This window comes from Delftia deserti, from assembly GCF_042653485.1.
GTDB classification, from domain to species: domain Bacteria; phylum Pseudomonadota; class Gammaproteobacteria; order Burkholderiales; family Burkholderiaceae_C; genus Comamonas; species Comamonas acidovorans.
Map to the genome: position 1 here is coordinate 7,012,532 of NZ_JBHSIH010000001.1, position 12,138 is coordinate 7,024,669.

Annotated in this window: 12 protein-coding genes and 1 pseudogene; 10 read left to right on the forward strand and 3 right to left on the reverse strand. The window is 62.2% G+C overall.

The window, feature by feature from the left end; all coding sequences use genetic code 11:
* Positions 1 to 59 precede the first annotated feature (59 nt).
* The 8 genes and pseudogenes from ACFPFG_RS32905 (at position 60) to ACFPFG_RS32940 (ending at position 7,016) form a co-directional block, all read left to right on the forward strand.
* Positions 60 to 980, forward strand: coding sequence for a hypothetical protein (locus ACFPFG_RS32905; protein ID WP_380110068.1), 921 nt, complete (start codon positions 60 to 62; stop codon positions 978 to 980).
* 12 nt (positions 981 to 992) lie between these two features.
* The gene (locus ACFPFG_RS32910; RefSeq protein ID WP_374617712.1) at positions 993 to 1,214 is read left to right on the forward strand and encodes a hypothetical protein; all 222 of its coding nucleotides are present in this window, start codon (positions 993 to 995) and stop codon (positions 1,212 to 1,214) included.
* 654 nt (positions 1,215 to 1,868) lie between these two features.
* A pseudogene (locus ACFPFG_RS32915) lies at positions 1,869 to 2,141 on the forward strand (DDE-type integrase/transposase/recombinase); the annotation flags it as partial.
* Between the two features lie 331 nt (positions 2,142 to 2,472).
* On the forward strand, positions 2,473 to 3,039 hold the full coding sequence (gene msrA, locus ACFPFG_RS32920; RefSeq protein ID WP_197956136.1) for a peptide-methionine (S)-S-oxide reductase MsrA: 567 nt from the start codon (positions 2,473 to 2,475) through the stop codon (positions 3,037 to 3,039).
* Positions 3,040 to 3,178: 139 nt separating this feature from the next.
* Positions 3,179 to 3,634: a Fur family transcriptional regulator gene (locus ACFPFG_RS32925; RefSeq protein WP_197957399.1), complete on the forward strand. Its 456-nt coding sequence runs from the start codon at positions 3,179 to 3,181 to the stop codon at positions 3,632 to 3,634.
* 49 nt (positions 3,635 to 3,683) lie between these two features.
* On the forward strand, positions 3,684 to 3,998 hold the full coding sequence (locus tag ACFPFG_RS32930; RefSeq protein WP_183022018.1) for a hypothetical protein: 315 nt from the start codon (positions 3,684 to 3,686) through the stop codon (positions 3,996 to 3,998).
* A 123-nt stretch (positions 3,999 to 4,121) separates the two neighbouring features.
* On the forward strand, positions 4,122 to 4,577 hold the full coding sequence (locus tag ACFPFG_RS32935) for a hypothetical protein (protein ID WP_197956137.1): 456 nt from the start codon (positions 4,122 to 4,124) through the stop codon (positions 4,575 to 4,577).
* A gap of 240 nt (positions 4,578 to 4,817) precedes the next feature.
* On the forward strand, positions 4,818 to 7,016 hold the full coding sequence (locus tag ACFPFG_RS32940; protein WP_197956138.1) for a TonB-dependent receptor domain-containing protein: 2,199 nt from the start codon (positions 4,818 to 4,820) through the stop codon (positions 7,014 to 7,016).
* Between the two features lie 46 nt (positions 7,017 to 7,062).
* On the opposite strand, the gene ACFPFG_RS32945 is transcribed toward ACFPFG_RS32940, so the two are convergent.
* From ACFPFG_RS32945 to ACFPFG_RS32955, 3 genes are all read right to left on the reverse strand, one after another.
* Positions 7,063 to 8,124, reverse strand: coding sequence for a tyrosine-type recombinase/integrase (locus ACFPFG_RS32945; RefSeq protein ID WP_197956139.1), 1,062 nt, complete (start codon positions 8,122 to 8,124; stop codon positions 7,063 to 7,065).
* Positions 8,125 to 8,396: 272 nt separating this feature from the next.
* Positions 8,397 to 9,083, reverse strand: a complete 687-nt coding sequence (locus tag ACFPFG_RS32950; RefSeq protein WP_183022022.1) for an isochorismatase family protein — start codon at positions 9,081 to 9,083, stop codon at positions 8,397 to 8,399.
* A gap of 107 nt (positions 9,084 to 9,190) precedes the next feature.
* Positions 9,191 to 10,060, reverse strand: a complete 870-nt coding sequence (locus ACFPFG_RS32955; protein WP_183022023.1) for a pirin family protein — start codon at positions 10,058 to 10,060, stop codon at positions 9,191 to 9,193.
* A 139-nt stretch (positions 10,061 to 10,199) separates the two neighbouring features.
* Between ACFPFG_RS32955 and ACFPFG_RS32960 the strand changes: the two genes are divergently transcribed.
* Entirely contained in the window at positions 10,200 to 11,105 is a 906-nt protein-coding gene (locus ACFPFG_RS32960; protein ID WP_183022024.1) for a LysR family transcriptional regulator, read from the forward strand.
* Between the two features lie 78 nt (positions 11,106 to 11,183).
* Entirely contained in the window at positions 11,184 to 12,137 is a 954-nt protein-coding gene (locus ACFPFG_RS32965; protein WP_183022025.1) for an AEC family transporter, read from the forward strand.
* The last annotated feature ends 1 nt before the right edge of the window (position 12,138 follow it).

Here is a 12,138-nt window from a genome sequence, read left to right on the forward strand (position 1 = left end):
CCGTTTAAAAATTCCTTTACCTCTGTGGCATGGTGCTACGGTAAACTGACGGAAAAATTATGAGGCAAATTGGAATTTTGCTGACTTTGACCTTGGCTCTGCCCTTTCCTTTGATTGCTTGCGACAAAGGAAGTCAAAAAGTTATTTCTATGCAGAATCCCACTGACCAAAAAGAAAAGGTCTTTGGATTGGCTCGCAGGAACTCAGAGAGTCTGACCTACCCTACCTCATTGGATTTCAACGACCAATTTCAAATTGGTGATGCAACCTTTATGAAATACACCTATCTTTATTGGTGTCAAGGTTATAAAGGTTCAGACAGCATGCTTGCACATACATTGTCCGAGAACTATCGCAACGAAGACGATAGCTTCAAGAAACAAGATATTCTGAAATCTCTCAAGCCACAACTGGAAGCATATAAGAATAACGCCCAAAAGCTTGGCAATATCAAAATCACCACCTTTCAGAAGGTTGCTGTAACCCAGTACGACCACGAAAAAAACAACTTCAAGTTCAACTCGCCGAGTGTTGCTGGTATTGAAGTTAAGATTAAAGATAAATCCTTTCCTCCTCAGACTTATTACAGCAATATCTTGCTGGGTAGTCTTCCATATAAAATGGAATACAAGCCAAAATCGGAAGCTGAAGCAAGGCAAATTGAAGGGGAATTGACTAAATTGAAGGAGCGGGGCAGTCGTTCTGCCGAACTCCTCTTGACAGTCTATGGGTATGTACTGCAAACCTATGCCATGGACGATGGCAGGCAATTGCATTCAGTGATTGCAGTTGATTCGTTCTCTTTGGATAACCCGAAGACCAAGCAGCCAATTATTAATATTCAATCTTCACTTTTGCCTCCCGTTCTCAATCTGGAAGAGCTGAGTATTGGTGGAGATATTAAAGACGCAATTATCAATCGATTCAAAATTCCTAAATCAACAAAAGAAATACCAAAGGGTGTTCCTCATTTTTGGTAATGAAAAGCTCCTATGGAGATTTTCTCTTATTTGGGAAATATTTTCGAGATGAAATCCTTTATCTTTGTTGTCATTGTTCTTTTTTGCATGATATTTTTCTGGCGGGTAACACTGCTGGCTCTTGCTTCTCTCTTGCTCGGAGGTCTTGATAAAAGTCTCGGAGGAGTGGTTTTTATCGTTGGAGTAATTCTTTTGATTGTTCGTCATGTTGGAAAAAGAGAGGGACATATTTAATATCCTTGGTTGACAAACAAGAAAGCCTCAGCGATGGGGCTTTCTTTTTTTTGTTATATTATGGGCTGCTGTTTTGTGGGAATCTAATAAGTCAAATATGTGTTCAATTAAAAAATCCATTGTTTATTTTTCTTTAAAGAAATACTTTTGATGATTGTTTTATTTAAGTAAAAATGAAATTTTTCAGAAATTTAAAAAAGATTTTTGTTCAGATGGTTGGTGTAGAAAAATATAAAAATTTAGCTTTTATTTGAAATTTTGGTTCTTTGCAGTATTTAAGAGGTTCCATTTTTAATTTTCTTTGTTTGCTCATTGGTCATACTTTTCTCATTATTTGCCATATGAATATAATTAATATGGCAAAAGATAAATCAAGGCCAATATTGATTTATTAATATATTCTGGTATATTAATACTGCGCATATAGCAAAGAGGGAGAAGATGAGATGGAGTTTGAGTTGACCCGGTTGCGTGGACACATCATTTTTTGTGTTCAAGGAGCCGCAAAGGTCCAAAGTCAGGCCGCCGTATCCGGCGCAGTCCATCACCAACGGGGTCGGTCAAGCCGCCATTGATAGTGGCAAGCCGCTGCCCGGCAAGGACGGCTTGAGCTGCGTCGAGCGCGAGGAGTTGGTACGGCTGCGCCGTCTTGCCACGCGCCAAGACAAACGCGTCTCACCCGCCAACGACCTGGCCAAGCGCCAGTTCAAGGCCAGCGACCCCAATCAACTCTGGGTGGCCGACATGACCTACGTGTCCGCCTGGGCGGGGTTCCTGTACTTGGCCGTGGTCATCGACGTGTGGAGCCGGCGTGTGGTGGGTTGGTCTATGGGCGAGAGCATGACGACCGACTTGGTGCTATCGGCGCTCAATATGGCGCTGACCCAGCGCAAGCCGCAAGATGTCATCCACCATCGTGACCAGGGCTTTGAAAGGAGCCAGCAGACACGATTCAATGCCTGCAAGCACGACCCATCGTACATCGTACGCTGACGAAGCACCCCAGATGGTTTGAGAATCAAACCAGAAACCGCCCACCGGACCGGGTCAACTCCAGGTTCCCCGTTCACCTTCTTGTTGACACGTACCCTAAACTTGACCTGCTTCTCCTTGGTCTTGTTTTTCCATCGGACCTGTGTGACGCCAGAGGCAGGGCAGACATTGGCAGGGACCCTTTGCGGCAGGTGTTCTTTGGCAAATTTCTGCCAAGAACTTACCTGATTTCGGCCGTTTTATCAAAACTTAGGAAGCATGCTTCATGGAAAAAACTGAACAAAATCAACAGGATAAGAGGTTTGAAACAATAGTGTTGGGCGGCGGCTGCTTCTGGTGCACCGAGGCCGTTTTCGACCGTGTGCGCGGCGTGAGCGACGTGCAAAGCGGCTACGCCAATGGCGATCTGGACGACCCCAGCTACGAAGACATCTGCACCGGCCAGACGGGCCATTCGGAGGTCGTCCGCGTGCAGTTCGACCCTGCCGTGATCCCGCTGCGCGACCTGCTGACCGTGTTCTTCGGCACGCACGACCCGACCACGCTCAACCGCCAGGGCAATGATGTGGGCACGCAGTACCGCAGCGGCATCTACACCACGAATGAGCAACAGGCCGAAGTGGCGCGCACGCTGATCTCCGAACTCACTCAGGCCGGTGCCTACGACGCGCCCATCGTCACCGAGGTGCAGCCCCTGGCCAGCTACTGGCCGGCAGAGGACTATCACCAGGACTACTTCCTCAACCATCCCAACCAGGGCTACTGCGCCTTTGTGGTGGGGCCCAAGGTGCAGAAATTCCGGGGTGCGTTTGCGCGCTGGGTCAAGCAATGAGGCCAGGTGGGTTGTGTAAGCGGTTGTGATTTGCGGGCATAATGCAACCCGGTTGCGATAACGCCGTCTTGTTGCGTTCAGCCCGTTTGCATTGCCCATGTCCTCGTCGACTCCCGCCCCCTTGCCTTTGCCTGCCGGCATGCGCTCGACCCGCGCCACGCGGGCCGTGCTGGCGCTGTGGGAGCTGCGCACCGATGCGCTGCTGAGCGAGGCGGACGTGGAAGCCGTCCTGCATGCCCAGGGAGTGCAGGTCAACCGTGTCACCGTCTACCGGCTGCTGGACCGGCTGGCCGCAGCTGGCGTGTTGCGCCGCAGCGTGGATGCGGCACGCGTGGCCCGGTACGGCAGGCCCCTGCAGGGCGCGGCCTGCGAAGGCGACGCCGCTGCGCACTTCGAGTGCGCGGATTGCCACAGCGCCTTTCGTCTGGGAGGGGAGGCAGGCGGGGGCGGCGTGCAACTGCAGGCCGCCTTGCTGCAATTGCAGCAGGCCCTGGCGGCCAGCGGCCTGCAGGGCCAGGCCATCGATGTGTCGGTGACGGGGCTGTGCCAGGACTGCAGCGGCACCGGGCACTCCCGGAAGGCTGCGTCCGCGTGAGGTGGCCGTTTTCCCCTTTTTCTCTTGCATAGCCCCTTCAGGATCTCGCATGACCTTCGCCCCCTTCCGTTCCGTTTCCCTGATCTTGGCCGCCGTCTTTCTGGCCGCTGCTGCCCAGGCGCACGATCACGACCATGACCACGCCAAGACCCCTGCGGACGCCAAGGCACAGGGCGCCTCGGCGCCGCTCGATGCCCATGCCCGGGCCGACATGGAACGCCATCGCGCCATGGCCAAGGCCCACGAAGCCGCCGCGCAGTGCCTGGCCGCCGGCCGCGACCATGAACAATGCCAAAAGCAACTGCAGGCCGATTGCAAGGGCCTGGCGCTGGGCAAGTTCTGCGGCATGCGCCATGCGCATTGAGTGGGGGACCTGCCCGCCGTGTGGCGCCGTGAGCAATCGCCAGTCTTTGTGACGCGATGGTGAAGCCTGCCCCGCAAATTGGCGCATACACTCTGCGCTGCCCATCCAGCCCCTGATCCCTCCATGCCCTTGCAACCCCCGGAACGTCACTTGCCAGCGCAGGCCTCAAGGCTTGCGTTGCGTGGCGCCGTGCCGGATCGGGCGTGGCTGGTGGCCTGGCTGCTGGTCTGGTCCGTTGCCCTGGCGCCGTTGCTGGGCCAGATGCACCGCGTGGTGCACGCGGGCGGCCTGGCCGCAGCCACGCTCCATGGCCCGGTGGAGGTGGTTGCCTCTTCCTGCAATGCACCCGTCGATTGGGTCCATGCGCTGTTCTCGGGCCACGGCCCGGCGGACTGCCAACTGCTGGACCAGTTGCACGAAGGTATGGCAGGGCCGCCATCCGCCGTGGTTTTGCCGCCTTTCTGGGGCGAGCAGGCCGAACCCGTCCAGCCGGTCGTCGTGCGCGATGGCCGCATGCTGGCGGCCTTCTTCGATGCGCGGGGTCCCCCGCATCCCATCACTGTCTACTTGGCGGCTTGAATCTCCGGGGCTGGCGCTGCATGCGCCTGTCCTCAAGAGCCGTTTGGCCGCGCCTTGCTACATTGATCGCAACAAGGCGCCGCGCCCAGGTCCGGCAGTTCCTTGAATGCATATCCGATCGGATGGCCGCACGCGCCTGCAGGGCGTGCCGTGGCCGTCCGCTTCCGACGCCATTTTTTGCAGCGCCCGGATTTCCACGCCCCGCAGGGCCGTGGCCGGCCGCTGCCGGGAAGACCAGTGATGAGAGTGACAACAAAGCAATACCACCAGGACGCCAAAGCGCAGGGGGAGAGGACGAAACTGCGCCCGCTGCTGCAGCAACTGCTGCTGGCAGGCGTGCTGGGCCCGGCGACGGGCGGCCTGGCCATGGCGGCAGAGCCTGCCGACCCCATCCCCGCAGCCGGACCCGCGGCCGCAGCTACCGCCGAGGCGGGCGCACCGCGCAGTGATGCCCCCGTGCTCAACGAGGTGACAGTCAAGGCCAGCGGCCTGGGCCTGACCTCGGCCGACATGTCCACGCCGGCCACGGTGCTGGAAGGCGACGTGCTCACGCTGCGCCAGGCGGCCACGCTGGGCGAGACGCTGGACGGCGAGCCCGGCATCCACGCCAGCCATTTCGGTGCGGGCGCAAGCCGCCCCATCATCCGCGGCATGGACGGCCCGCGCGTGCAGATCCTCAGCGATGGCTCCGAGCTGCATGACGCCTCCACCATCAGCCCCGACCATGCCGTGGCCAGCGAGCCCATGCTGGCCACGCAGATCGAAGTGCTGCGCGGCCCCTCGGCGCTGATCTACGGCGGCGGCGGTGCCATGGGCGGCGTGGTCAACATCCTGGACGACAAGATTCCCACGTCCATTCCCAAGAACGGCATCACGGGCTCGGCCCAGCTGCGCGGCAGCACCGGCGCGGGCGAGACGGCGGGCGCGTTCTCGCTGACGGGCGGCGCCGGCCAGCTGGCCATCCATGCCGAGGGCATGGCGCGCGATGCCGGCGACTACCGCGTGGGCAGCGGCTGGGCGCCCAACGGCCAGTCCCAGGGGCGCGTGGGCGGCAGCTTCAACCGCACGGACACGGGCAGCCTGGGCCTGTCCTGGATCGGCACGCAAGGCTACCTGGGCCTGGCGTACACCCGCCAGACCGCGCGCTATGGCCTGCCGGGCCACAACCACAGCTTCGAGGGCTGCCACACCCATGGCGACCATCTGCACTGCGGCGGCCATGACCACGGCGACGAGGACGGACATGACCATGGCGGCGACGAACACGATCACGACCATGGCAGCGTGCCGGTGGTCGATCTCAACAGCGAGCGCTGGGATCTGCGCGGCGAATGGCGCAATCCGACGGCTGGCATCGCGGCGCTGCGCGTGCGCGGTGGCTGGACCGACTATCGCCATGACGAGATCGAAGGTGGCCAGGTCTCGACCACGTTCAAGAACCGCGCCCATGACCTGCGCGTGGAGGCAGAGCTGGAGCCCATCGCCGGCTGGCGCGGCGTCGTCGGCCTGCAGACCGTGCAGCGCAAGTTCAGCGCCGAGGGGGAGGAGGCCTATGTGCAACCCACCGAAACCCGCCGCAACAGCATCTACCTGCTGGAGGAATACCGCTGGCAGGACTGGCGCTGGCAGGCTGCGCTGCGCCACGAGCGCCAGACCGTGGACGCCCAGCAAAGCGGCATCTCGCGCAGCCACAGCGGCACATCGTTCTCGCTGGGCTCGGTGTGGAAGTTCACCCCGGGCTACAGCCTCTCGGCTTCGCTGACGCAGGGCAGCCGCCTGCCCACGGCCGAGGAGCTGTACGCCAACGGCCTGCACATGGCGACTTCCACCTACGAACGCGGCAATGCCGACCTCAAGCGCGAACGCTCGCAGGCGCTGGACATCGGCCTGCGCAAGACGGCAGGCGACACCACGTTCAGCGTCAATGCCTTCCACCATCGCGTCAAGGGCTATATCTACGGCGCCACGCTGGACGAGCACGATGGCCTGCAACTGCTGCAGTACACCCAGGCCGATGCGCGCTTCACCGGCGTGGAGGGCCAGGTGCGCCAGAAGCTGTCGCGCCAGTGGGGCGTGACCCTGTTCGGCGACGCGGTGCGTGCGCGGCTGGAAGACGGCTCCGCGTTGCCGCGCATCCCCGCTGCACGCGTGGGCCTGCGCGTGGATACCTTCTACAAGGGCTGGGATGCCCAGGCCGAATGGGTGCAGGTGCTGCGCCAGAACCGCGTCACCGCCTATGAGACCGAGACGGACGGCTACGGCATGCTCAACGTCTCTGCCAGCTACACGCTGCGCACCTCGGGTGGCATGCCCTGGCAGTTCTTCATCAAGGGCAACAACCTGACCAACCGCCTGGCCTTCGCCCACACATCGTTCATCAAGAACGCTGCGCCGCTGATGGGGCGCAACATCACGGTGGGCGTGAAGGTGTCGTTCTAAGAACGCACTCCAGGGCGAACTGCCCGCCGCGCTCCAGCGCCGTCTGCTACAGGTAATGCTGCAGATGGCGCAGGGCGCGCGCGCTGTCAACGCCAATCCACTGCACGACTTCGGTCTCGGCACGGCCCGCGCGCAGCCACTGCACGATGGCCGTGTTGCGCAGCACCTGCGGCCCGACGCGGTGCAGCGGCGCCTGCTGCGCCGAGGCAGGCAGCGCGGCATGGGCGCGCTGTATCAGTTGCGACGCCACATGGAATAGCACGCGCACTGACAGCGGCTGCCCCTCGCGTGAGTAAAAGACCGTGGCACCGGGTTGGACGGCCTCCGGACCGCGCTGGCCGGCGCTGAATCCCTTCCAGTCCTGCAGCGCCTTCACCACCGTTTCGGACAGCTCCAGCGTGCGCTGCTGTGCGGCGCGCGCGCCATCGATATGCAATTGACAGGGGAGGCCATCGCCTGGTCCGGTGGATAGCACGTCGCGCCAGCACAGGCCGCGCACCTCCTCGGGCGCCAGCGCCAGTTCGTACAGCAGCAGCAAGATGGCGCGGTCGCGTGCCGACTGAAAGCCGTCGGCCATCGGAATGTGGCGGGGCAGGGCATTCCACAGCGGCGCGGGAAGGCAATGGCCCTGGCCGTCTTCGGCAGGCGGGCGTTCCTGCGGCGCCAGCCCTGCGGCGGGATTGGCGCTGATCCAGCCGTGGTCCAGCGCATGGTCGTAGATGCGTTCCAGCAATCGCCAGTAGCGCCTGCGCGTGACCTCGCTGATGCGGCGGCCGGGCTGGTGGCCCGACAACTGGCCTTCGCGCGGGCGCAGGAAATTCTGGACATCAACGGCGGTGGCCTGTTGCCAGGCGCGGGCCTTCGCCTTGGCTTTCCCTTTCGGCGGGGCAGGCGAGGGGGGACCTCCTTCGGCTGAGATGCCGGCATCGCCCAGGCTGCGCAGCCAGGCACGCCATACCTTTTCGTAGCCGCTGTCGGGTGCCGTGTCCAGGGCATCCCAGCCCTTGGCGCCCTCGGTTTCCAGCCAATGCCGGAACAGGGCCAGCCCGTCGGGGATAGTGGAAGGCGGCTTGCTGCTGGCAGGTGCTGGGGAGTTCAACGACGTCATAGGCTTTGCGAACGAAATGGAAGGGCAATTCAGGTATTCAATGTAACTTACATGAAATCGATAAGCAATCTTGCCGGCGACTGATGAAACATCAGTGGCGACAAGTCGCCAGAAGAGGGGGTCAACGGCATGCTCCATTCGCACAGCTTCTGTGCAGGCCAGGAACAGGGCTCGCCCGCGTTCCTGGCCGGTTCTCCACCGGCATCCATGCCTGGCTATGCGGTCTGCGCCGATCAGGCTGGCGCTATCGGCGCATTCTTCAACCGCCGTACTCAGGCGCGCTGCGAGTCCAGGGCTTCGCCATGGAGCGCCACGCTCTGTGCCTTGCCGTAGCTTTCGATCAGCAATTGGTACTCGGGGAAGATCTGGGTATAGACCTCAGCCCATTGCGCAGCGTCTTCGCGATTCCATGTGCGCTGCAGTTCCGAGGCCACGGCGGCCGTGTCCATGGGCACCACGCCAGCCTGCACCACGCGGGCCAGCGTGATTTCCTGGGCCATCTTCGAGTAGGTACCTGAGGCGTCGATCACTGCAAACACCTTGTAGCCCTCGTGCACTGCGCTGATGGATGGAAAGGCCATGCAGACACTGGTGATCGTGCCGGCAATGATCAAAGTGCGGCGGCCGGTCGCCCTGACGGCCTCAACGAAGTCGGGGTTGTCCCAGGCGTTGATTTCGCCTTTGCGCGCCACATACCGGGCATGCGGAGCGTTGGCATGGATCTCGGGAATCAACGGGCCGTTGGGTCCCTGTGGCACGGATGCCGTGGTGATGACTGGCATGCCGGTCAGTGTGGCCATCTTCGCCAGGGCGGCAGCGTGGGCGCGCAGCCGTGTCATGGGCATATCGTTGACGGTCTGGAAGAGACCGCTTTGATGATCGATCAGCAGCATGGCGGCGTCCTCCGGGTCGATGACCGGACGGGAGTCTCCGAAATGGGCAAGCGGGTTGTGGGACATGGTGGGCTCCTCTGAAAAAGTGAAGGGAAAGGAAAGGGGGTGTCGAGGTGGGAAGGGGATGCCCCTGCCTTGTGGGCAGGGGCGAAAAGCCTTGCGGCAGACCGGGCTCAGGCCGCCATATGGCCGAAGCGACCAGCGTTGAAGTCGGCAATGGCCTCGCGGATCTCGGCCTCGCTGTTCATCACGAACGGCCCATGGCCCACCACGGGCTCTGCAATGGGCTCGCCCTCCAGCCACAGCACGGTGGCGTCGTTGTTGGCCTCCAGCCGCACCAGGTCAGCCTCGCGATCGAAGTGCACAAGCTGGCCCTCGCGAACGACCTCTGCGTCGTTGACCAGCACCGTGCCGCGCAGCACGACCAGGGCCAGCGTGTGCCCGGCCTTGGCGCGCAGCTCGGTGGTGCTGCCGGCTGTCAGGCGCAGGTCCCAGACATTGATGGGCGTGAAGGTGCGCGCCGGCCCCTGGCTGTTCGCGAAGGCTCCGGCAATCACCCTTACCCGGCCTGAGCCGCCGGGCAGTTCCACGGACGGGATCTGTCCATCCAGCAGGGTCTGGTAGCCGGGTGCAGCCGACTTGTCCCTGGCGGGCAGGTTCACCCACAGCTGAACCATCTCCAGCCGCCCGCCACGTTCGGTGAAGGCATGGGAATGGAATTCCTCATGCAGGATGCCCGAGCCGGCCGTCATCCACTGCACGTCGCCAGGGCCGATCAGGCCGCCAGCGCCGGTCGAGTCCCGGTGCTCGACTTCGCCCTCATAGACGATGGTCACGGTCTCGAAGCCGCGGTGCGGATGCACGCCCACGCCGCGAGGCTGGGCAGCGGGCTCGAAGCTGGCGGGGCCCGCGTGGTCCAGCAGCAGAAAGGGGCTCAGAGCCGCACCATGGTTGCCGTAGCTGAACAGCGAGCGCACGGGAAAGCCGTCACCCACCCAATGGGCACGGGGTGCGCTGTAGACGCCGAGCATCTTCTTGAGCATTTGCTTCTCCTTGGGAATCGTGGCTGCCGCAGCGTTTGCGCCAGCCACTTCTTGCACATGGGAGAATCTTAAAATTTGAACGATGAATGCGGTAGATGGCAAAATCTGCCTTCATCGTCCTGAATTAAGAACAATGGTCATGCCTGATCTCAACGACCTCTATTACTTCGCCAAAGTGGTCGAGCACGGCGGCTTCGCTGCGGCGGGCCGGGCCCTGGGAGCTCCCAAATCCAAGCTCAGCCGTCGCGTAGCCTTGCTGGAGGAGCGGCTGGGCGCGCAACTGCTGATGCGTTCCACGCGCAGCTTTGCCGTGACCGAGGCCGGGCGCAGCTACTACGCCCATTGCCGCGCCATGCTCACGGAGGCCGAGGCGGCCGAGGAGTCCATCGCCCTCATCCATGCCGAGCCCCGCGGCATCGTGCGCATGAGCTGTCCCGTGGCGCTGCTGGCCACGCGCATCGGTCCCATGCTGGCCGATTTCATGGCGCAGCATCCGGGCGTGGAACTGCATCTGGAGGAGACCAATCGCCGGGTCGACGTGGTGGCGGAAGGAATGGACCTGGCCGTGCGCGTGCGGCCGCCGCCGCTGCAGGACAGCGAACTCAGGCTGCGTGTGCTGGCCGAAAGGGCACAGTGCCTGGTTGCCAGCCCCGCGTTGCTGCAGGCACATGGCCACCCCACGGGCCCCGCCGACCTGGAGCGCCTGCCCAGCATGGACCTGGGCCAGCCGCAGGACGAGCACCGATGGGTGCTCAACGGCCCGGACGGTGCACTTGCCGAGATCCGCCATCACCCGCGCCTGGTCACACGCGCCATGCTGACCCTGCGCGATGCGGCGCTGGCCGGCGTGGGCGTGGTGCAGCTGCCGCGCATGTTCGTGGATGGCGAGTTCTCGCGCGGCGAGCTCCTCAACGTCCTGCCGGGATGGGGGCCGCGCCGCGAGCTGATCCATGTGGTGTACGCATCCCGGCGCGGGCAATTGCCCGCCGTGCGGCTGCTGATCGACCATCTGGCCCAGGCCTTCGAGGCCCTGGAAGAAGCCTGAATGTGGCAGGGTAGGGCCTGCGGCGCATAATCTGCGCGCGCCGCAAGCCTGCGCAGGCGCAGCTTCCCGATCCCGCTAGTGAACTCTCCCGTCTTTGCCTCCCTCATCCCCGTCATTCTTTGCATTGGCGCAGGCTTTCTTGCCGCCCGCCTGGGCTGGGTGCGGGCCGCCGCCATCAAGGATTTGTCCAACCTCGTTTTCCTGGTGCTCACGCCGGCGCTGCTGTTTCGCACCATGGGCGCGGTGCGGGTGCAGGAGCTGGACTTTCAGCCCGTGGCGCTGTATTTCCTGGCGACTGCGCTGATCTTCGGGGTGTCCATGTTCCTGGGGGGCTTTTGCACGCGTTCGGCCGCGCGGGGGCTGGCCAATATGTTCAGCAACACCGTCATGATCGGCGTGCCGCTGGTGGGGCTGGTCTACGGGGAGGGCGGGCTGGTGACGCTGTTCACCCTCGTTTCGCTGCACGCGCTGATTCTGCTCACGGCGGCCACCATCGTGTTCGAGCTGGCCGAGGCCCGCGAACACCAGCGGTCGGGCCAGAGCGCGCCGCGTCCCATGTGGCGCACGGTGCTGCAGGCCGTGCGCAACGGCATCGTCCATCCTGTACCGCTGCCCATACTCGCCGGCCTGCTGTTCGCACAGACCGGACTGGCTCTTCCTGGCGTGGTGGATCGCTCCCTGCAGGTTCTTGGCCAGGCACTGGGCCCCATGGCGCTGCTGCTGGTGGGTGTCACCCTGGCCTATACCAAGGTGGGCCAGAACCTGCGCGAGGCCGTGGGCATCGCGCTGGTCAAGAACCTGGTGCATCCGCTGCTGCTGCTTGCGCTGGCCTGGGCCTTCGGTCTGCGCGGCCTGCCGGTGGCCGTGATGTTCACGGCGGCCGCGCTGCCCGTGGGGGCCAACGTGTTCCTGTTCACGCAGCGCTATGGCGTGATGCAGGAGGAGGTGTCCGCCAGCATTGCGGTGTCCACGGCGCTGGCCTTGCTTACCGTGCCGCTGATGCTGTGGCTGGCCCAGCGTCTGCTGGGCTGAT